We start from the raw sequence: 22247 nt of genomic DNA, 5'->3' as shown, positions 1-22247 counted from the left end.
GGTGTTATTTGAAATGCCTACATACAACAAGCTGGTGCGGGATCGGATCCCGCATATCATTATGTCTCAGGGTAAGGAATGTCGGACACGCATTTTGGACCTAGAGGAGTATAAGCAGGAACTGCGAACGAAGCTTCGTGAAGAGACTGAGGAGTATTTTGCAGCGGACAAAGATCAGGATGCGCTGGAAGAACTAGCGGATATGCTCGAAGTCATCCGAGCGCTGGCAGAAGTACATGGAGCGAATGTACCCGAGCTGGACAAGCTGCGGGCGGACAAAGCCGAGGCCCGGGGAGGATTCCAGGAGCGGGTGTTCTTAATTGATGTCGACGAAGCTTAACGTCATTAAGTAATACCTCCCCCACCACAAAGGTTAAAATTTTATAAAAAAAGTTCAAAACCAGCAAAGACCTTTCCCGGCCTGGAATGATACCATGTGTTTGCACATAAAAAAAGGAGAGGCACTTCCTGCCTCACTTATGTAAGCGCTATCTAATTTCTATTCTAATCAGCACTTACCTTCAAAATGACCTGCATCACATGAGGAAAGGGGAACTTCATATGAAAAAGGGAGCTGTTGTTGTTTGGCTTCTGGTTTTGGCCTTGATGCTTTCGGCCTGCAATCTGGCGGAGAGTGGAACGGGCAGCAAGGAAAAAGGCTATGTGGGTATTTCCATGCCGACCAAATCGTCCGAGCGTTGGGTAGGGGACGGGGAGAATATGGTTCGGTTGTTTCAGGAGCAAGGCTATAAAACGGATTTACAGTATGCCGAGGACGTGGTGGAAAATCAAATTTCCCAAATCGAAAACATGATCACCAAGGGCGTCAATGTTATGGTCATCGCTTCGGTTGATGGAAACACGCTGACGGATGTAATTCAGAAGGCACACGACCGAGGGATTCAGGTCATTTCTTACGACCGTCTGATTCGCAATACACCGTATCTGACGTATTATGCGACTTTCGATAACTTCAAGGTGGGCGTATTACAGGCGGCATATATTGAGAAAAAGCTGGGTCTCAAGGATGGCAAGGGCCCTTTCAATATCGAGCTGTTCGGCGGATCGCCGGATGACAATAACGCCTACTTCTTCTTTAATGGTGCGATGTCCGTACTTAAGCCATACATTGATTCCGGTAAGCTGGTCGTGCGCAGCAAGCAGATGACGATGGCGCAGATCGCTACACTGCGATGGGATGGAGCTTTGGCACAGTCGCGAATGGATAATCTGCTGAGTGCCTACTATTCAGGGGCCAATCTGGATGCGGTGCTCTCTCCGTATGACGGCATTAGCATCGGTATCATTTCATCCCTGAAAGGGGTCGGATATGGATCAGCGAATAAGCCACTGCCGATCATTACCGGACAGGACGCGGAGCTGGCTTCGATCAAATCCATTGTGGCTGGAGAGCAGACACAAACTATATTTAAGGATACCCGCAAGCTGGCTGAGCAAACGGTCGTGATGGCCAACAGCATTTTACAAGGCAAGCAAGCGGAAGTGAATGACGTTAAATCCTATAACAACGGGAAAGAGGTAATTCCTGCGTACTTGCTTGATCCAATCTCGGTGGATCGGACGAATGTAGAGAAGGATATTGTCGGCAGTCACTATTACACTAAAGAACAAATCGGACTGAAATAAGAGTAAGAATCCAACCGAAAGGAGCGTATCCCATGACTGGAATCATTTTGGAAATGAAGGGAATTACCAAAACCTTTCCTGGCGTAAAGGCATTGGAAAATGTGAATCTCAAGGTCAAGGAAGGCGAGATTCATTCGCTGTGTGGCGAGAACGGGGCGGGCAAATCGACGCTGATGAAGGTACTGAGTGGTGTATATCCACATGGAACCTACGAAGGGGATATTATTTTCCAGGGCAAAACGTGTGAGTTCAAGGATATCAAGCAGAGCGAGGAATTGGGCATCGTCATTATCCATCAGGAACTGGCATTGATCCCGTATCTCTCGATTGCAGAAAATATTTATCTGGGCAACGAACGCGCCAGCGGTGGCGTGATTGATTGGAAAGAGACTTTTGTCGGGACACGCGAGCTACTGTCCAAGGTCGGGTTGAGTGAAAACCCCAATACCTTGGTTACGAACATCGGGGTCGGCAAGCAACAACTGGTCGAAATTGCGAAAGCGCTCTCTAAAAAGGTAAAGCTGCTTATTCTGGATGAACCAACAGCGGCCTTGAATGAGGATGATAGTGAAAATCTGCTTAATTTGATGCTGGAATTTAAAAAACAAGGCATTTCCTGCATTCTCATCTCCCACAAGCTGAATGAGGTCGCAAAGGTATCGGATTCGATTACGATTTTGCGGGATGGGAAGACGATTGAGACGCTGGACATGAAAAAGGATGAGGTCACAGAGGATCGGATCATTAGCGGAATGGTTGGACGCGATTTGACCAGCCGTTATCCAGAGCGTCATGCCGAGATTGGCAAAGTCGTGTTGGAAGTGAAGGACTGGACAGTGTATCACGAGCATCATGCGGACCGCAAGGTGCTGGATCAGGTGAATCTGAACATTCGCCGCGGTGAGATTGTCGGTATTGCCGGGTTGATGGGTGCAGGACGGACTGAGCTAGCGATGAGTATCTTTGGCAAGTCATACGGGCGCAACATCTCGGGTCAACTGATTAAGGACGGCAAGCCGATCCAGAACAACACGGTTACGGACGCAATTAACAACGGCTTTGCCTATGTGACGGAGGATCGCAAGGAGTACGGCCTCATTTTAATGGATGATATCAAGCGCAATATTTCGCTGACCGGTCTGAACAAGCTGGCAAAGGGAGCTGTAGTTAATGAGCAGGAGGAAGTCGTCGTTGCAGAGGAAATGAAAAAAAGCATGAACATCAAAGCGCCAAGTATTTTGCAGAAAACGGGCAATCTGAGTGGCGGCAATCAGCAGAAGGTAGTACTGAGCAAATGGATTTTTGCCGGACCGGATATTCTGATTCTGGATGAGCCGACGCGCGGCATAGATGTGGGTGCCAAATACGAAATTTATACGATTATTCATCGTCTTGCCGCTGAAGGCAAGGGGGTACTGGTTATTTCGTCCGAGCTGCCAGAGGTACTAGGCTTGTGTGACCGGATTTATGTTATGAATGCCGGGCGGATCACCGGAGAGGTTAGCCGTGAGGACGCTTCGCAGGAAACGTTGATGAGATATATGACCAAGTCAGGAGGCGTGAAGCATGGAAACCATAACTAAACTATTTAAAAATAACATCCGCCAATATGGCATGATGATTGCGCTGGTCGTCATTATGATCTTGTTTGAGGTGCTGACAGGCGGCTTGCTATTGAAGCCGATTAATATTACCAATCTGATTCTGCAAAATAGCTACATTCTCGTACTGGCGATCGGGATGGTGCTGGTTATCATCACTGGACATATTGACTTGTCCGTCGGCTCCATAGCCGCTTTTGTCGGTGCGGTTGCCGCCATTATGATGGTCGATTGGCAGCTTCCAGCGTGGGTCGCTGTGATTGCAGCTTTGCTGGTCGGAGCGTTAATTGGGGCATGGCAAGGGTTCTGGGTCGCTTATGTACGGATTCCGGCATTTATCGTTACCTTGGCGGGAATGCTGCTCTTCCGCGGATTAACAATGATCGTGCTGGAAGGCCAATCGATCTCTCCTTTTCCGGGGGGATTCCAGAAAATCAGTTCAGGCTTCCTGCCGGATTTTTCATCTACCGGTTATAACCTGGTATCCATCATTGTCGGCATTGCACTTACGGTATGGTTTATCGTGAACGAAATTCGCGAACGCCGCTCTCAGCTTAAATATGGATTTGAGGTTCCGTCACAGGTGTTATTTGTACTCAAATTGATCGTGGTGGCTGCTGTGATTAATCTGTTCACCTTCATGCTCGCGAGCTATGCGGGGATTCCGAACATTCTCGTCCTGCTGTTCATCCTGATCGTGGTATACTCCTTCGTCATGAACCGCACGGTTATGGGGCGCCATGTGTATGCGCTGGGTGGAAATGAAAAGGCAGCGGGCCTGTCTGGTGTCAAAACGAAAAAAGTAACATTCTGGGTATTTGTCAACATGGGCGTACTGGCTGCTATTTCTGGTCTCATCTTTGCTGCACGTCTGAATGCGGCTACGCCGAGAGCAGGTACGAACTTTGAGCTGGATGCCATCGCAGCCTGCTTTATCGGTGGAGCTTCGGCGTCGGGCGGGATCGGAACGGTTTTTGGAGCCATTATCGGTGGCTTGGTTATGGGCGTATTGAATAACGGTATGTCTCTGATCGGTCTCGGTATTGACTGGCAGCAAGGGATCAAGGGCTTGGTACTGCTGCTGGCGGTTGCCTTCGATATTTACAACAAAAACAAAAGATCAGTTTAAGCTTATATTCAACATTGTAAAATAAGCAAACCTCCAGTCCCACTTGAAACTGTGGATGCTGGAGGTTTTTGCTTTGTTAGGTTTATGGCTATTAGCTAACCCAACTAAGTCGTCACCATTTGTCCGCCGTTCACATGCAGCGTCTGGCCGGTAATGTAGGAGCCATCATCTGAAGCCAACAGCACATAGGCCGGAGCCAATTCATAAGGCTGCCCGGCACGCTTCATCGGCGTATTGCTGCCAAAGGTGCGAATGACTTCAGTTGACTGTGTGGCCGGATTCAGCGGAGTCCAGATCGGACCGGGAGCAATGGCATTCACGCGAATACCCTGATCGACCAGATTATTAGCCAAAGCGCGCGTGAAGCTGACAATGGCTCCTTTGGTAGCTGAATAATCAATCATATTTTTTTGCCCAACATAGGCTGTAACCGATGCCGTATTGACGATGCTGGCCCCAGCCCGCATATACGGCAAGGCTTCTGTAGTCATATGGAAGAAGGAAATAATATTCGTATCAAACGTATCACGTAGCTGCTGTTCACTGATATCCAAATAGGATTCGCGCACAAACTGGATCCCCATATTATTAATGAGGATATCAATACGACCGAAGGTTTCCATCGTTTTTTGAACAACCAGACAGCAGTTGCTTCTAAGCCTTAGATCACCTGGAATTAGCAAGCAACGTCGGCCAAGCCGGTGAATGACATCACGGGTCTCCATCGCATCTCGATGCTCATCGAGATAGGCAATGACCACATCGGCCCCTTCCTTGGCAAATGCGACTGCAACCGCGCGACCAATGCCACTGTCCCCGCCGCTAATAATCGCCACCCGATCCTGAAGCTTTCCCGTACCGATATACTTTGGATTATCAAAGATAGGGCGTGGAACCACCAGGTATTCCAACCCCGGCTGTCTATATTGATGCTGGGGAGGAAAAGCAATCGGAACTTCTTTACATTGGGTTTCTGTACCATAATAAGGATGCTGATATTGCCAATTCATTGAATAATCCCTTCTTTTAGGCGTTTTGAAATCCAATATATTCGAAATAGGCGCAAACGGTGAATCGGGAGTTATCGCCTTATGTCGAAATCGTCGCTCCATCTGCCGGAATATGGACACGCTTCTCCAGACCTTCACGATGGATATGTTCCGTAAGCTCGGAGCGAGTCAGTACACAATGGTTGATGGCTTCCATATGGACAGCAACGACTTGGGTGTAAGGGGCATGCTGTGCAACAACTGTTACATCTTGGGCAGTCATAATAATGGGATCACCCACTGTAAACCGCGCTCCTCCAGCGTTCACGATCGTCCAGTCAGGACGGTATTTATCCAGTGCTTCCGCGACTTCACTGCACCAAATGGTATCCCCGGCCACGTAGACGACAGGCTCACCTGGAGCCTGAAATACAAAGCCGGATACGGGTCCCATCTGTTCCCCGATTTCTCCGGTACCGTGATGTCCAGCAGTACGGTTGATCTCAATTTCTCCCACAGAAACAGCCACTGAAATCGGAGTAACCTGTGTAAAACCGTCAGCCATGATTTGTTCTTCATTTCCGGGCTGGCAGAAGACGGGAAGCTGTTTGTCCAGCCAGCGTACTGCTGCCGGGTCCCAATGATCCAGATGCAAATGCGTGACGATGACAACGTCAGGCTGTCCAAGCGTTTGCCATTGTGGTGGCAAGGGAACCAGCGGATTGCGGAGAGTGTTTTCCGTATTGGGCACCGGCGGATTTATCCCAGCATCACTCAGCATCGGATCAATCAGAAATTTTACTCCAGCGTATTCGATCCATAAGGTTGCGTTGCGGATTAGTGTGATTTTCATATATGGAAGCTCCTTTGATCGTAAATGTTTTTTTGACCGAGTGTATTTTCGGCCGTTCTTTGTTTCTGCTACAATCATATCTGACGCAAGCAGATGCAGGCTACGGCCTGCTGAAAGGAAAACCAGCATTCTCGTTTCATCATGAAAGGAAAAATAACTATGGAACTATTCGTACCTGATGAGACCGACCTGCGTATTCTTCATCATTTAATTGAAGACAGCTCTTTAACGCATAAGGAGATCGGTCAGCTAGTTCATTTGACAGGCCAAGCAGTAGGGGCGCGTGTTCGAAAAATGCAGGATGCAGGCATTATTGAGGGCTATACACTACGCTGGAACCCGGAGAAAATTGGGCAGACGATTCATGCCTTTATTACGGTTTTTCTGAATTCAGGAACGACTCACAGTGCTTTTCAGACTTTTGCACGGGAGCATTCCTCTATTGTCGAAATCCATCGGGTAAGTGGGGAGGGCTGTTATTGGATGCGGGTGCGCATGTCATCACAGTCAGAGTTAAATGCTATGCTGGATGAACTTACGAAGTTTGGTAACTACAAATTGAGCTTTTCCATTGGCGAAATTTAATGATAAAAGCTTTCGGCATTTTGTGCCGAAAGCTTTTGTTTACGAGGGCTATTGAAGTCAGCGTTATAGGCTCATTTTAAAAATATGCTGCAAGCCGTGTTGTCCCATTTTAGTGTTACCTTCATCGATAAAGCCGCATTTGAGATATAGACTTTGGGCAGAAAGATTACGGGCATTGACGCCTAGTACAATCTCGCGAATATGTGGAAAGTGTGTAGAGATGAACTGTGGTAGCAGAAGCAGTCCTTGTTTAGCGAACCCTTGTCCCTGATCTGCATAATGAATAGAAAACGCACGCAGCAGCAGTGCCTCAGAAGTATTCGTATAGTCTGCTAATTCATCTCCATCGTATAAAATGAAAAATCCAACCGGCCTTCCAGTAGCCGTAATCACGACAGGATGGCGGTGTGGATCTTCCTTGGCCAGTGCCAGCATTTCAGCTGGCATTCCAGTAAATTGCTTCTGCTCCTCGGGCAAATAAAAGGTATGTAAAATCGCATCATGCTCACAATGGTAAGGGACAAGCACTACATTATTCATCATTACACTCCGATCTGTACAAATTTTAACTTACTATACATCTCGTTTGCTAAAAAAAGAAACCTGAACTCGCCTTACTTACGTATTATCCATACATAAACTAGCATAGTCAAAAGGAGACGTCTACGCTTATGAAGCCGCTTATAGAATATCGGGAAAGTCAGGATGTATTGCACCAAGAGCTGAAGCAGATTGAAAAGTGGGAGAAGGAGCAGAAGGATATTTTTTTCTGGGAAAAAATCGGCAGATGGCCCTTTATGCTGTTGGATCGGCTGACGCCCAAAATCATTAAGGACAAGCTGGAGCAGCTGCTTAACGAGATGGGTAGCTTCATTCAAAATGGTGGCAAATATTTGGTGAAAGAAGAAACAGTCCTGAGTAAGCTGAACAAGATGGCCCGTGAATATATGATTCAGCAAAATGGTGCAGCTTCCGCCTCGGATACGGAGAATCAGCCCCATTCCGGGGAAAATGCAGATGCAGAACATAGCGCCGAATCCACGTGGGATTTGAAGCAGGCGGCTGAGCTTCCGCTAACGATCATGGATCAGACTGCGGACGATATGACGTCGGGACGCATTACCTTTGCCACCGCTCAGGGAGCAACCACGGGAATTGGCGGTGTGTTTACAATTGCAGCGGATATCCCTATTTTGCTTGGCTTGTCACTCAAGGTGCTTCAGGAAATCGCTTTGTGTTATGGATTTAACCCCCATGATAAGCAGGAGCGCATTTTTATTATTAAATGTATGCAATTCGCTTCATCTGATATTGTGGGGAAGAAAGCTGTATTAGAGGAACTGGCCTTGTTCGATGATCCTTCACGTCAGGCACAGGTTTTTTCCCAGATGCAGGGTTGGAAAGAGGTCATTAACACCTATCGTGATCAGTTTGGATGGAAAAAGCTGCTGCAAATGGTCCCGATTGCGGGCATTTTGTTTGGCTCCATTGCCAATCGAAGCGCTATTAGTGACGTAGCTGAAGCAGGGAAAATGCTATATCGGAAGCGTCGTATTTTGATGCGTTTGGCAGAAGAAGAGAATGAATTGAAACCTTTGCTATAAAGGTGTGCAGCGGCCTAGTTGGCCGCCGCATGTCAGCTTATTACACTTCGGCTCCATTTTCTTCCGCCCAGCGATTCAGGGTTTTGTCTGTAGGAAGTAAGAAGGTTAAAATGCCGAGCAGTGGCAAAAAGCCGCACAGGAACATAATGTTGGTGATGCCTACTTTGTCGATCCAGTTGCCGAGCACGAGTGCACCCACACCGCCAAGGCCAAAGGCCAGGCCCGTAATGAGACCGGACACCGTCCCGATTTTGCCAGGCACGAGCATCTGTGCATATACGACTGTGACCGAAAAGCTGGACAACATAATAAATCCAATAATTGCCAGCAGGATCGCCGTCCAGAATTGGTTGGCATAAGGCAGCAGCAGCGCCAATGGTGCAGCTAATACCATGGACAAAAAAATCATATTGCGCTTGCCAAAACGGTCTGCCAGCGGACCACCAAAGAAGGTACCTAGCGCTCCAGCCCCGAGGAACAGGAAAATGTACAGCTGTGCATCCGCCAATGGCATTTTAAATACTTCCATCAGGTAAAACGAATAGTAGCTTCCCACCGAGGTCGAATACCACGAACGGACAAATACCAGCAGAATGAGGACAATCATGGCAAACATAATGCGGCTGCGCACTTCGGGCTTCATGCGGCGTGTCGCCACTTTTTTGCGTGCAATGCCTTCTGTACGCAGGACGTTACCGTACCAGCGGGCAATGAATGATTGCACTACAATCCCGGCTGCCGCAATACCTGTGAACCAGATGGCGCCAAATTGCCCCAACGGGATAAAAATCCAGCTTGTGAGCATCGGTGCCAGCGATTGGCCTGCATTGCCGCCAACCTGGAAAATGGATTGTGCCAATCCCCGGCGTGATCCTGCCGCCATATGGGACACGCGCGAGCCTTCCGGGTGAAAGGCAGCTGAGCCCAGACCTACGAAGATGACTGCGATTAGCACCGCTTTATAATCGGCAGCATAGGCGAGCAGCAGCATGCCGGTCAGCGTAAAGCCCATACCGATGGGAAGGATAGCGGGCGTAGGTCGTTTGTCCGAAAACAAGCCAATGACAGGCTGCATGATCGAAGCTGTAAAGTTGATGGCGAATGAAATCCAGCCGATCTGCGTGTAGCTCAGGCTCATAGATTCCTTCAGGATCGGAAAGATCGCTGGAATGACCGATTGAATCGAGTCATTGAACAGATGGACGAAACTGATCGCAATCAGAATCGCAAAAACGGTACCTTTCGCTTGCGGCCCCTGGAGGGGGAGCGATTGGCCCGTTTCTTTTTTTGTAGCAGATTTAGTAGTCATGGCAACCTCCGGGTATGTATGTATATTTTAAGATATAGGAAGCAATCCATTTGCAGCAAATGGCTGAAAGTGGGATAAAGACCCTATTTACTCATCGCTGCTTGCCCATCCTGCTGGATACTCTTTATTGCTCGATCCTTTAATTTACAACAGATTATCTCGCTCTGAGTGTATTGTATCTGTATAAGATATCCTTTACTTATCATTTTACTCTCTAACATGCATGAATTGGTTCAACTCGTCTTCAGGGATTATTAGATTTCCACAGTAGACTAAATTGGAATGAAATTCCCATTCGCCATATGCCACCAAATGGTTATCATCCTTAACTCTTTTAATTAATGCCCAAATCCCAAGATTACTTTGTGCGTTTGCATCAAGAAGAATCCAATCCTTATATTGCAATAGTTGAGCCTCTCCAAACATATGAAATGAATCCAGATATCCTGTTCCATCACGGGGTGGCATTTCATTACATACATTTTTCAATAACAGGACTTCCTCCACTCTGACAGTGATCCAAGCTCTTTTTTCATTTTTCGATATGATGTCTTCAAATCTACATTTAATAAACGCAGAGAAGTTGATCTCATCAGGCTGCTCTTCCCAACCATTAAAATGTGAATAAGCAGGTCTGAATAAAGTCCAAAAAGTTTCTCCAACGGACATATGAAAAGGAAAATATACTTGTACTTTTTTTGAATCACCTTTTACCGGAGGTATCAATGCTCTTTCCCATATTTCACTATTTAGATCTGGAGTATGATGTTTGAAATCCGCCCAGTCCATAGCATCTTCGATGGCTACAATCTCAAAATCTTTGTTTTCTAACAGGGGTTTATCTGGTATCTGTTTACACGCTCCACATTTGAAAGCAATAGTTTCCTCGCTCATAAGACAACCTACCTTAATTAGATTTTATGGTCCAATACACCAACTATATTGATCATAAGCACATATCAACATGGTGAAAGTATTACAAACAATAAAAACTATTCTATGTTGAATGTTGTTGATATTCCTCTTACATATAAATAAGCAAGAAGAATTTAACAAAACTAGGCTCTTTATTTAACAAACTTAAGATATGATTCTTTATGTCATACAACTTGTTGTATAGATAATAGCTCCGTAGAAACAGGATGAAGAGCACAAGAGAAGAGAGGATCTGATTTGAGAATGAAATTGCTAAGAAAACCACTATCAGTTGCATTATTATCTGTACCATTACTTCTAGGTTCTCTGGGTGGAAATTACGCGAGTGCAGCAACCTTGCCAACAACAGTAACTCCAACAGAACCGTCGTGGGGATATTTCGTAGATCATTACAAAAATAATAGTTCTGCTAATAAGACGGAAAGCTCCAATCCGACTCTCGGGTTGCTCTCTGAATTTAATAAGCTTTGGACTCCTGGCGCTACCTGGGACACAGGTACCAAACTAAACAGCAGTGTACTGGACGCTAATATTCAAAAAGTGATTGATATTGCTTCCCGTCGAACTTCCAGTGAGGCCGATGCGGCTTATTTGGACGACCGCCGAAATCAGAGCTACAGTGTAATCGACGGTCTGGGTTCGCTTACTGATATATATCGAAAGAAGGCAGGCGCGACGACAACAATCAACGACGTTCCGGCAGATGCCACAACTAAGAAATATGAAGATGAGGGAACGAATGCAGGGGATATAAGCTCCAGTCTCGGCAACGTTGTGAATCTGGTCAATACCTTGCGCGGGGAATACTCTACGACGAACCCGGCTAAGTCTTACTTTAGTTATCCTCGTCCGTTCCGTTGGAGCGATAATTCGGTGATTGTCCCAAGTCTGATCCCCGCTCTCAAATCTGATGCTACTAATGATGGCGGCTTTCCTAGCGGTCATACCAATGCTGCATATCTCAGTTCCATAGCTATGGCCTATGCCATGCCGGAGCGTTATCAGGAATTGCTGACACGAGCTTCGGAGCTGGGCAATAACCGTGTTGTTGCTGGCATGCATTCCCCGCTTGATGTTATGGGAGGACGCGTCATGGCAACGGCGATGGCTGCTGCCATCCTGTCTGATCCAGCCAATAGCAACTTGAAGAAAGCAGCTTACCAGGATGCTCATAAACAATTGCTGTCCCAAAAAGGTACTGCCCCAGATCGGTTCAGCAATTATGCTACGAACAAAAAAAATTATAATGAACGATTAACGTATGGATTCAGTCAGATTAATCCAGCTACGACGCCCATGACAGTACCTAAGGGAGCTGAAGTGCTGTTGGAGACACGTCAACCTTACCTTGACAGCACACAACGCCGTTGGGTATTGGCCACTACAGGCCTTCCATCCGGTTATCCTGTGCTTAACGATGCCGAAGGATGGGGACGCTTGAACCTGTTTTCCGCTGCGGACGGCTACGGTGCTTTTGCCAATAATGTTACGGTGAATATGGACGCTTCCAAAGGCGGTTTCAATGCATTGGATCGCTGGCGCAACCCTATTTCTGGTGTTGGAAAGCTGATTAAAAAGGGAACAGGTACGTTGAAGCTTATGGGTAGCAATACGTATTCCGGTGGTACACAGATCGATCAAGGTATACTTGAAGGTAATTCGGAGACAGCTTTCGGAAGTGGTACAGTTACAAATAACGGGGGAACTCTTCTTAAAAACAATGCTGGAAAGCTGATTGTTGGCAGCAATTACAAACAAACTGCCAAGGGAAAACTTGAACTCAACCTGGGCAGTAAAAATGACGTGCTCAAAATTAAGGGAACAGCCCAACTTAACGGAAAATTACGCCTGAATTTTTCTAACAAATATGTACCAGCTAGCGGTGCCACCATTTTAACCTACGGCAAACGCACTGGGGCATTCTCTTCTATTGAAGCAGCAGGTTTGCCAAGCAATTATAAAGTGAAGATTGTCTATACGGCTGATCGTGTTCAGTTGAAAGTCACGAAGTAACCAAATAGGACAATAAAAAGTGCACCTTTGGAATACACCGGATAAACCATGAAGTATTATCCAGTGCCCATTCTGAAGGTGCATTTTTTGTTCCAGTACAAAGCCTATTTTTCGGAGTTATTTATAGCCAAGGGTATAAAAAGGTCAAAATTTGACCTTAATGTAGTAAAATAATCGCACTGTTTGAAAGCGCAGTCATGTTATTCTTAAGAAGCATATTAGTCCAAGTTTTAAAGGTTCAGACTAACTAAGAGGAACAGAGGAAAGGAAGAAGACTGATGAGTCTTGAGAAAGAATACGTTAAAATAGCCCAGGATGTCATTAAAGGGCTTGGTGGAGAAGACAATATTATTTCCATGGCACATTGTGCTACACGGTTGAGATTGATTGTAAAAGACAGGGATATTATTGATGATGAATTTATTGAAAATATTGATAAGGCAAAAGGGGTCTTTTTTACCTCCGGACAATATCAGATTATTTTTGGAACCGGTACCGTGAACAAAGTTTACGAAGCGATGGTCGGCCAGAACGTATCTGCGACATCAAAGGCAGAGCTGAAAGAGAAGGCCTCCACGCAAGATGACAACTTTTTCAAAAGAATGATCCGGGTTTTCGGAGATGTATTCGTTCCCATTATCCCTGCATTGGTAGCTACCGGCTTGTTTATGGGAGTTAGGGGCTTGGTAACTCAGCCTGCACTGCTACAGTTATTTGGACTTACACCGGATGATATTTCTGCGAATTTCATATTATTTACGCAAATACTGACCGATACTGCTTTTGCCTTTTTACCCGTGCTGGTCTGCTGGTCTGCATTCAGAGTGTTTGGCGGGTCGCCGATCTTGGGAATTTTGCTCGGACTCATGCTGGTAAGTCCTTCTTTACCTACTTCCTGGGATGTCGCTCAACATGTGAAGGAGCCTCTTTTGTTTTTGGGCTTCATCAAAATCGCAGGCTATCAGGGCTCCGTTTTGCCGGCGTTCATTATAGGGATCGTGGGAGCGATGATGGAGAAAAGAATCAGGAAATCCGTTCCTGAGGCATTGGACTTGATTCTGACACCGTTTCTGACATTGTTGCTCACACTGGTACTGGGCTTGTTCGTGATTGGTCCCATCTTCCATGAAGTAGAGGTTTTAATATTATCGGCAGTGACAGCTATTTTGAAATTGCCATTTGGCATTGGCGGGTTTATTTATGGTGGCATTAATCAGATTATTGTCGTTACCGGACTGCACCATGCGCTCAACCTGATCGAAATACAGATGCTGGTGGATGGCGGCTGGAATATGGTTAACCCGATCAGCTCGGCCTCTATTTGTGCACAAGCAGGTGCAGCGTTAGCTGTCGGCCTGAAATCGAAAAGATTAAAAACCAAATCTATTGCCTATCCTTCTGCCGTGTCTGCACTGCTGGGCATTACAGAACCGGCAATTTTTGGGGTGAACATTCGGTATGGTAAACCATTCGTGATGGGCTTGATTGGAGGAGCGGTTGGAGGATTCTTCGCACGTATCTTTAATGTTCAAGCCACAGGCATGTCGATTACAGCTATACCTGGCTTGTTATTGTATCTGAATAATCAAATTTTTCTGTATGCTTTAGTTTGTTTAATCGGTTTTGGTGTAGCATTTGCGTTGACGTGGATCTTTGGATTTAAAGAAAAAATAGAGAACAAATAGAGAATAAATAAAATTTTGTGGAGAAAATCATGGACAACAAAACATTGCTTGAAAAATTGAACAGTCTTTCAATAGAAGAGAAGATCGGCCAGCTCATCCAACTGACTGGTGATTTTTTTGAAGGAGACATGGATACGGTTGTGACGGGCCCTTTGAAAAAATTGGGGCTAAACACGGACTATAATATTTATAACACGGGCTCCATATTAAACATTACCAACCCGGAAAAAATAATCCGGTTGCAAACCGATTATTTGGAAAAATCAGTTCATAAAATTCCACTGTTATTCATGGCGGATATTATCTATGGCTATCGAACCATTTTCCCAATTCCGATTGCTCAAGCATGTAGCTGGAACTATGAGGGGATAGAGAATGCGGCTTCGATTGCTGCTCAGGAGTGCTACGAGGAAGGCATTCATGTAACCTTTTCCCCCATGGTAGATATGGTTAGAGATCCTCGCTGGGGGCGGGTGATGGAATCGCCTGGAGAAGATACCTTGCTGGCGCAGAAATATGCGCAAAGCGTAGTTCTGGGAATCCAGGGCAGCAACTTGGAAGATGGAGCCGTACCAGCTAATAAAATTGCTGCTTGTGTCAAGCATTTTGCCGCTTATGGAGCACCTGTAGCGGGACGTGAATACAATGCCGTGGATCTATCGGAGCATGCATTGCGAGAATATTATTTACCTGGATATCAAGCAGCAATAGAAGCGGGTGCCAAGCTTGTCATGACGGCTTTTAATACGTTGAATGGTATCCCTGCGACTGGAAACGAGTGGCTTAACCGTGACGTACTAAGACAGGAAATGAAGTTTGACGGTGTATTGATCTCGGATTACGCCGCTATTGAAGAGTTAATCATGCATGGTTATGCCGAAGATGAGACTTCCGCCGCCAGGCTGGCACTGTTGGCGGGTGTGGATGTGGATATGAAGACGGCAGTGTACGCTAATCAATTAAAGAATGTAATATCTGGTAACGACTATATGCTGGAGCTTCTGAATGAAGCTGTATACCGTGTCTTACAGCTGAAAAATGATTTGGGGCTGTTTGAGGACCCGTTCCGCGGATTACAGGAAATCGTTAAACGTTCAACCAGCAGCATTCTGTCAGACGAACATAAACAAGCGGCACTGTCCTTGGTAGAAGAATCAGTTGTGCTGCTGAAAAATGAAAATAATGTATTGCCATTGTCAAAGGAAACGAAGGTAGCTTTAATGGGTCCCTATGCAGAAGAAAATTCCACCCTGGGTATGTGGGCGATCAAGGGAGAGCAGACAGACACTATTAATTTGAAAACGGGGTTGTTACAGCTTGTTGGCCCCGACAATCTCTCGGTATGTAGAGGAAGTTATCTGCTACCTCTTGATGCAAGGGAAACGTTCGATAAATATGCGGACAAACTGGCTATTGAAACAAGGTCCGAGGAAGATCTACTGCAAGAAGCCATTAGGCATGCAAATGAAGCAGAGGTCATAGTCCTTGCCTTGGGAGAAAGTATTTATCAGAGCGGAGAAGGTGGATCACGAACGAATCCGACGCTGCCAGAGCCGCAATTGAGATTACTTCATGAATTAAGCTTATTGGGCAAAAGGATCGTTCTGATCGTATATAGCGGAAGACCTTTGATCCTTACCAATGTTGTTGAAAAGGTTGACGCTATAGTTCAGGCCTGGTATCCAGGAACGATGGGCGGAAAAGCACTGGCTAATATATTGTATGGGAAAGTAAATCCGTCCGGGAAATTAGCAATGACCTTTCCACGTAGCGTCGGTCAGATTCCGGTCTACTACAATGAGCTGAATACAGGGAGACCGAATTTAAAGGAAAATGGATCTTACCGCTTTGCATCTCGATATATAGATGAAGTGAACGAACCCTTGTATCCGTTTGGCTATGGCCTATCCTATACCTCATTTGAATACAGTCTATTAGCCGTCAGTCAAAAGGAAATAAAAACAAATGAGTCAGTGGATATCCGTATTTCTGTATCCAACACTGGAACGTATGATGGAAAAGAAACGATTCAATTATATATTCGCGATAAATTTGCAAGTGTTGCAAGGCCAGTGAAAGAATTAAAAGACTTTAAAAAAATATTTTTACAAAGCGGCGAGACTACAGTTGTGGAATTTTCAATTGATGAAGACATGCTCAAATTTTATGGCCGTGAAATGGAATACAAGAGTGAGCCAGGTGAATTTGCGGTTTATATCGGTTCAAGCTCACAGGACATTTTGCTAAGCTTTAGTTTTACTTTGTTACCGGAGGATAAACATGAATAAAAGCGACGCTTATCATCTTAAATATCATATTACTCCTCCTTACGGGCTATTAAACGATCCTAATGGACTTGCCTTTTTCAATCAACAATATCATGTGTTCTATCAGTGGAACCCCAAAGGAACCGAACATCGAAATAAATGCTGGGGCCATGTAGTTTCGAGCGATCTGGTGAATTGGCAAAGAAAGGGTGTAGCGCTGGAGCCTTCGGAATGGTATGACAAGGACGGCATTTATTCCGGAGGCGCCATAGTCCATGATGAAAAGCTGTATCTGTTTTACACAGGAAATGTAATCAGGGATGATGGAGTCCGAGAAAGCTATCAATGCGTAGCCATTTCGGAAAATGGGGAGCATTTCGAGAAAATGGGTCCTTTGTTTGAACATCCACAAGGCTATACCAGACATGTCCGAGACCCGAAAGTATGGAGAGATCGGAACGGGAACTGGTGGCTGATCGTTGGCGCTCAAAGAGAGGATTTGACTGGAGATGCGCTTATCTACAAATCTATAGATTTGTCTGATTGGGAATGCCAAGGATCATTTTTGGACCATGATCATGAATTCGGATATATGTGGGAATGCCCTGATCTACTTCAATTTGCGGAAAATGATATTTTTGTGTTCTCTCCTCAGGGCTTACCAGAAGCAGGCGAATATTATAGAAACCCTAACCAATCGGGATATGTTGTTGGGAAATTAACGAGTACAGGAAAATTCAACGGAAACCTTACCCATTTTAAAGAGCTTGATCGGGGGTTTGATTTCTACGCACCACAATCATTCAAGGTGAATGATAGAACTATTATGTTCGGATGGATGAGCGCCATGAATGAAGAAGCGGAGAGGGCTGTTCCAACTATTCAGGAAGGCTGGATTCATGCACTGACTCTTCCTAGGGAAATAGTGCTGTCTAACGGTGTGCTCTACCAGAAACCATTGCCGGAATTACAATTGCTAAGAATGGATGGTGTACATTCCAAGGAGAACATTCACAAAAATAGGGTTTGGCTGCTGCCTTCCCTACAGGTGGAGTGCAATGTTCATTTTTCGAAGCTTACAGAGAACTTCAAAATGATAGTCAGAAATGCGGTGGAAATTGACTATGATTCGGAAGAAAACAGTTTAACCGTATGGAGAACCAACTGGTTGAAGAACCAGAGAGAGTACAGAAAAGCAACGTTAGCCAGTCAACTTGCAGGCATGCAAATATTTATAGAAAGCTCAAGTCTAGAGATCTTTGTGAACGAAGGCGAGGAAGTATTTTCTCTGCGTTATTTCCTGGAAGATACGGAACAACGCAGTATGGTGCTTGAAGCAGGAGACAATGAAGGAGAAATTGAGATTTATCAGTTGCAGGAATGTGATGCCATAATCAATCATTAAAACTTTATTCTTATCTTTTACCTGAGAGCTACAAGTAGGCAAGGAAAGGCTGTTCATTTCTCCGTTTGCGAGAAGAACTGCCTTTTTTTGTCTTAGTCGACTGAAGAGATTTCAGCTTGTGTAGGCATTTTACTATCGGTATAGTATGAGTATTAGAGTATATGACTGAATATAATTACTGTTGATTACTCATAGCTGGTTGATGAGGTGTCGTATGAAGAAAATATATGAACATATTGAAATAGACAGAAGAAAAATGATTAACCTCTTTATGTTTCAATCGACAGATACAGAAAGAGTCATCCCTATGCATTTTCACAGTAATATGGAATTAATCTACTGTACAAGTGGAAGTCTTAAGGTGTGGCATGAAGGAAAAATAACCATTTTGATGGAAAAGGATGCACTGTTCATTAATAGCAATGTACCGCACTCCACCCAAAGTATTACGGAAAACCAGGTCGTTGTATTGCAATTTCCAGCTACCTTTTTTGCCAATGAACAAGTATTCATCCAATTAAACACGCAAGAGCAACAAGTTGAACATACTATACTTTCTAAATTAAGAGAGTTATTTATGGATATATATAACCTGCATATTTCCAAAGGGAAATATGACTATATTTTAGAGCAAAGCCGAATTATTGAACTTAAGTATTTGCTTGTTAATCATTTTAGTCAGGCAGCAGACCTACAGCCGGAGGTATTTAGTGAAAAGCAGCAAAAGATAAAGACGATCATGGACTTTATTAAAGAACATTACGCTGAAAATATTAGCCTAGCGAAAACAGCTCGAATATGTGGCTATTCGGAGGCCTATTTGTCGAGAATGTTTCATGAATATACAGGTCAGACGTTTACGGAGTACAAGCAAATTCTTTGTTTGGAAAAGGCGATTGATTTATTGGAAACAACGAATAAGTCACTTACAGAAATTTCTTACGAGGCAGGCTTTCCCAACGAGAAGTCTTTTAGAAAAGCTTTTAAGGAAGTTATGGGTAAGACCCCTTATGAATATAAAAAATCAAAATTTGATCTGAGTGTGTAAACGACGCCACAAGCGCAAATTTTTTATGGATTATTTTGATAGACTAGAAACATAGGGGCTGTCCTTGAGTCATTTTATGACTATTGGGACAGCCCCTTATTTATATTTGTAGCGAATGAGTTGAGGGGATCAGCCTATCGATTATCCACCGTCTCTGGATACATATCATGGTTCATCATACGGTGTTCTGCGATTTGCTCATACTTCGTTCCCGGCTTGCCGTAGTTGGTGTACGGGTCGATAGAGATACCGCCGCGTGGCGTAAATTTGCCCCATACTTCAATGTAGCGAGGGTCCATCAGCTTAATCAAGTCATTCATGATGATATTGACGCAGTCTTCATGGAAATCACCGTGGTTGCGGAAGCTGAATAGGTACAGCTTAAGGGACTTGCTTTCAACCATTTTAATATCAGGAATGTAGCTGATGTAGATGGTCGCAAAATCAGGCTGTCCTGTAATCGGGCAAAGGCTGGTGAACTCTGGACAATTGAATTTTACAAAATAATCGCGGTACGGGTGTTTATTATCAAAGCTTTCGAGAATGGCGGGATCATAGGCAAATGTGTATTGTGTGCCTTGATTGCCAAGTAGGGTAACGTCGGTCATTTCTTCAGGTTTTCTTCCGGTCATGTTGAGTGAGGCTCCTTAAAGTTGGTTTAGTTTGGTAAAAGAGAGAGGGAGTTATGGTGGTGGGGAGGTTCGGTTCGGTTAGGCGACGCTTCGCGAAGGATTTGAGCTTCCGATCGCTGTTGAAATGGGATTCTTTCTGATAAAAGATCTATGGTTAGAATCCCATTTCAAAGGCGAACGCTAACGCTTCTCCAGCTTCAAATCCTCCGCTCCGCTGCTGACCGCCGTCAACACCATAAAGTCCCTACCCGTTTACATGTGGGTTGGGCAGAAGTGAAATTTCGCTCCTTATATTTAAGGAGCGTTATTTTGTTGAGAAACCCCGTCTCGCGGACGAGGGCTTCTCTTGATTTATAGTTATAGATGTTGAAAAGTACTACGGTGAATTTGGCGTATATTGTGTATCACATACAGACCATATGGAATATATTGCACATGAGTGTTATACACCGCGTTTGTTGCCCCATACGAGGGTGTGGAGCTGCGGGAGTACCCTTACATCGTTGAGCCGGGAATCGTCCATGACGCGGTCGATAAGCCATTCATAACGATGTAAAAGAGACTCTGCGATCTGCCCGGTGTTCTCCGTGTTCACATCTGGATTACCCGTCTGGAGGAACAACGGTACGTGTGGATAGCGCTCATGAACGGTGCGGGCATAGGCAAGATCGGTGTCATCGAAGATGACGACCTTCAGGCTGCATGCTCCAGCATATAGTCTGACCGATTCATTATTTGATTCCTGGGTGCACATTGTAACTGAGACGTTTGTTGTAGACTTGGACGCTCCAGCCATTTTCCGGTTGGTCAGACGGGCCACGATATCATCCAGCACGTCCCAGTTGGTCGTCATGCCAGAGCTGGGCGGCTTCGGGGATAAGGTCACCTCATCAATATCGTACAGCCATTCCTGCCAACGGGAGCCTTGTGTTTCGACAGCTGTAGCAATGCCTTGACTGCGTAACAGGGTAATTAGCGTCCCGAGCTGTGGCAGCAGGGCGGGATTGCCTCCGGAAAGGGTCACATGCGAGAACCGTTCGCCGCCGATGGACTGTAGTTCCTGCCAAATATCAGTGGCACTGAGACGACGGATTTGATCCTTGGCGCTGCCGTCCCAGGTAAAGGCGGAGTCGCACCATGAGCAATGGTAATCGCAGCCTGCGGTACGAACAAACATCGTTTTACGACCAATGACCATACCTTCGCCCTGCACGGTGGGACCAAACACCTCCAGCACAGGAATAGGGGCTGCTTTAGCCCTGTCGGGGGTTGCCATAGGTTGGTGAGTAGTTACAGTATTAGCAGTTACAGTATTACTCATCGTACATCCACTCCCGTCGGAATTCGGCGTAGCTGGTAGGTGTTTCGAACAGTCGTACAAATTCGGTACGTCCGCCTTCAACACGATTGCAGTATGCATCCGAGGTCAAGGCTGACTCCATTTGTTCAAAGATCCAGACGACCATATTTTCCGCCGTTGTATTCATTGGAGGAAGCGTTTCATTCAAGTAACGGTGGTCCAGAAAAGGCTCAATTCGCTCTTTCCAGATCGTTTTGATATCACCAAAATCCAGCGTTAGACCTATCTCGCTCGGGATACCGCTTATGCCAAATACGACGATATAAGTATGTCCGTGCAGATTTTTGCATTTGCCTTCGTAACAGTGCAAATGGTGGGCTGCATCGAACGTAAATTGTTTGCTTACGAGTACACGCTTGCGGTGATAACGCAACTGAGAGCGTTCAATGTCTGTCCCGAACTGCTGGAGCTTGTCGACAATACGAAAGGTACCTGGCTCACGCATGGCCTTCAGCTCCTTGGGACGAAGCGCCGCGAACTGCAAGATACTGCTCCAGTCCGGCACGACGAAGATTGCAAGCAGGACATTCGCCACAGCCATCGCCAATGATGCCGTTATAGCACGTTAGTGTACGGGTTCTTACAAATTCAAAAGCTTTCAGCTCATCGGCCATTTGCCAGGTTTCGGCCTTGTTCAACCACATGAGCGGGGTATGAATTACAAAGGGATAGTCCATCGAAAGGTTCAGTGTGACGTTCAGCGATTTAATAAAGGAATCCCGGCAATCGGGATAGCCGCTGAAATCTGTCTCGCAAACGCCTGTAATGATGTGGCGCGCTCCTTTTTGCTTGGCGAGAACCGCTGCGAAGCTTAGGAACAATAGATTACGACCGTCTACAAAGGTGCTAGGCAGTTCGCCTTCCTCTTGAGTAATGTCAATGTCGGTGCGTGTGAGGGCATTCGGGGCAAGTTGGTTGAGCAGGCTCATATCCAGTACCGTTTGCGGAACACCCAGCTCGCTGGCGATTCCGGCGGCAACTTCAATTTCCTGCTTGTGGCGCTGACCGTAATCGAACGTCACAGTTTCTACTTCGGCAAAATGTTTTTTTGCCCAAAATAAACAGGTTGTACTGTCTTGGCCGCCGCTGAATACGACGACTGCTTTTTCGTTTGTAAACATAAAAAAACCTCTCGATCTTCTTGGAATGGTGTAAGACACAGAGTCTTGTCACGTGGAAGAAGG

At 45.5% G+C, this 22247-nt stretch carries 20 protein-coding genes; 11 read left to right on the top strand and 9 right to left on the bottom strand.

Annotated elements, in window-relative coordinates:
* The first annotated feature begins 13 nt into the window (after positions 1–13).
* From HFD99_RS07690 to mmsB, 4 genes are all read left to right on the top strand, one after another.
* Positions 14–340: a nucleoside triphosphate pyrophosphohydrolase gene (locus HFD99_RS07690; protein WP_064795514.1), complete on the top strand. Its 327-nt coding sequence runs from the start codon at positions 14–16 to the stop codon at positions 338–340.
* A gap of 221 nt (positions 341–561) precedes the next feature.
* On the top strand, positions 562–1647 hold the full coding sequence (gene chvE, locus HFD99_RS07685) for a multiple monosaccharide ABC transporter substrate-binding protein (RefSeq protein ID WP_123796851.1): 1086 nt from the start codon (positions 562–564) through the stop codon (positions 1645–1647).
* Positions 1648–1679: 32 nt separating this feature from the next.
* The gene (gene mmsA / locus HFD99_RS07680; RefSeq protein WP_019686346.1) at positions 1680–3230 is read left to right on the top strand and encodes a multiple monosaccharide ABC transporter ATP-binding protein; all 1551 of its coding nucleotides are present in this window, start codon (positions 1680–1682) and stop codon (positions 3228–3230) included.
* Positions 3214–4377, top strand: a complete 1164-nt coding sequence (gene mmsB, locus HFD99_RS07675) for a multiple monosaccharide ABC transporter permease (protein ID WP_016821349.1) — start codon at positions 3214–3216, stop codon at positions 4375–4377. The genes mmsA and mmsB overlap by 17 nt, the downstream gene beginning before the upstream one ends.
* Before the next feature lie 104 nt (positions 4378–4481).
* Here mmsB and HFD99_RS07670 read toward each other — a convergent pair whose 3' ends face one another.
* On the bottom strand, positions 4482–5387 hold the full coding sequence (locus HFD99_RS07670) for a glucose 1-dehydrogenase (protein WP_016821348.1): 906 nt from the start codon (positions 5385–5387) through the stop codon (positions 4482–4484).
* Between the two features lie 79 nt (positions 5388–5466).
* On the bottom strand, positions 5467–6219 hold the full coding sequence (locus HFD99_RS07665; RefSeq protein ID WP_031463033.1) for an MBL fold metallo-hydrolase: 753 nt from the start codon (positions 6217–6219) through the stop codon (positions 5467–5469).
* A gap of 159 nt (positions 6220–6378) precedes the next feature.
* Between HFD99_RS07665 and HFD99_RS07660 the strand changes: the two genes are divergently transcribed.
* On the top strand, positions 6379–6804 hold the full coding sequence (locus tag HFD99_RS07660) for an Lrp/AsnC family transcriptional regulator (RefSeq protein ID WP_123796852.1): 426 nt from the start codon (positions 6379–6381) through the stop codon (positions 6802–6804).
* A 63-nt stretch (positions 6805–6867) separates the two neighbouring features.
* On the opposite strand, the gene HFD99_RS07655 is transcribed toward HFD99_RS07660, so the two are convergent.
* Entirely contained in the window at positions 6868–7344 is a 477-nt protein-coding gene (locus HFD99_RS07655; RefSeq protein ID WP_123796974.1) for a GNAT family N-acetyltransferase, read from the bottom strand.
* Between the two features lie 131 nt (positions 7345–7475).
* Between HFD99_RS07655 and HFD99_RS07650 the strand changes: the two genes are divergently transcribed.
* Positions 7476–8408: an EcsC family protein gene (locus HFD99_RS07650; protein WP_123796853.1), complete on the top strand. Its 933-nt coding sequence runs from the start codon at positions 7476–7478 to the stop codon at positions 8406–8408.
* A gap of 40 nt (positions 8409–8448) precedes the next feature.
* On the opposite strand, the gene HFD99_RS07645 is transcribed toward HFD99_RS07650, so the two are convergent.
* Positions 8449–9717: an MFS transporter gene (locus HFD99_RS07645; RefSeq protein WP_123796854.1), complete on the bottom strand. Its 1269-nt coding sequence runs from the start codon at positions 9715–9717 to the stop codon at positions 8449–8451.
* A gap of 207 nt (positions 9718–9924) precedes the next feature.
* Entirely contained in the window at positions 9925–10611 is a 687-nt protein-coding gene (locus HFD99_RS07640) for a hypothetical protein (protein WP_167440850.1), read from the bottom strand.
* A 285-nt stretch (positions 10612–10896) separates the two neighbouring features.
* On the opposite strand from HFD99_RS07640, the gene HFD99_RS07635 reads away from it, so the two are divergent.
* From HFD99_RS07635 to HFD99_RS07615, 5 genes are all read left to right on the top strand, one after another.
* Positions 10897–12666 carry an acid phosphatase gene (locus HFD99_RS07635; protein ID WP_123796975.1) on the top strand — a complete coding sequence of 590 codons (1770 nt, stop codon included), beginning with the start codon at positions 10897–10899 and terminating at the stop codon, positions 12664–12666.
* Positions 12667–12944: 278 nt separating this feature from the next.
* Complete coding sequence (locus tag HFD99_RS07630) at positions 12945–14351, top strand: sucrose-specific PTS transporter subunit IIBC (protein ID WP_017426394.1); 1407 nt, start codon at positions 12945–12947, stop codon at positions 14349–14351.
* A 29-nt stretch (positions 14352–14380) separates the two neighbouring features.
* Complete coding sequence (bglX, locus tag HFD99_RS07625; protein WP_025364216.1) at positions 14381–16639, top strand: beta-glucosidase BglX; 2259 nt, start codon at positions 14381–14383, stop codon at positions 16637–16639.
* A complete protein-coding gene (locus HFD99_RS07620; protein ID WP_167440849.1) occupies positions 16632–18023 on the top strand; it encodes a glycoside hydrolase family 32 protein in 1392 nt (463 codons plus the stop codon). Before bglX ends, HFD99_RS07620 begins: the two co-directional genes overlap by 8 nt.
* 214 nt (positions 18024–18237) lie before the next feature.
* Positions 18238–19071, top strand: a complete 834-nt coding sequence (locus HFD99_RS07615) for an AraC family transcriptional regulator (RefSeq protein WP_019686358.1) — start codon at positions 18238–18240, stop codon at positions 19069–19071.
* Between the two features lie 134 nt (positions 19072–19205).
* On the opposite strand, the gene queF is transcribed toward HFD99_RS07615, so the two are convergent.
* The 4 genes from queF to queC form a co-directional block, all read right to left on the bottom strand.
* A complete protein-coding gene (queF, locus tag HFD99_RS07610; protein ID WP_017426398.1) occupies positions 19206–19703 on the bottom strand; it encodes a preQ(1) synthase in 498 nt (165 codons plus the stop codon).
* Between the two features lie 442 nt (positions 19704–20145).
* On the bottom strand, positions 20146–21024 hold the full coding sequence (gene queE / locus HFD99_RS07605; RefSeq protein WP_123796855.1) for a 7-carboxy-7-deazaguanine synthase QueE: 879 nt from the start codon (positions 21022–21024) through the stop codon (positions 20146–20148).
* Positions 21017–21508, bottom strand: a complete 492-nt coding sequence (gene queD, locus HFD99_RS07600) for a 6-carboxytetrahydropterin synthase QueD (protein WP_016821333.1) — start codon at positions 21506–21508, stop codon at positions 21017–21019. The genes queE and queD overlap by 8 nt, the downstream gene beginning before the upstream one ends.
* Complete coding sequence (gene queC, locus HFD99_RS07595; protein ID WP_016821332.1) at positions 21501–22184, bottom strand: 7-cyano-7-deazaguanine synthase QueC; 684 nt, start codon at positions 22182–22184, stop codon at positions 21501–21503. Before queC ends, queD begins: the two co-directional genes overlap by 8 nt.
* Positions 22185–22247: the final 63 nt, after the last annotated feature.

It is taken from the genome of Paenibacillus sp. EKM301P (assembly GCF_011800295.1).
In the GTDB taxonomy this organism is placed as follows: Bacteria; Bacillota; Bacilli; order Paenibacillales; family Paenibacillaceae; genus Paenibacillus; species Paenibacillus polymyxa.
Note: the sequence above shows the minus strand (reverse complement) of the source record. Positions and strands in the feature narration are given on the sequence as shown.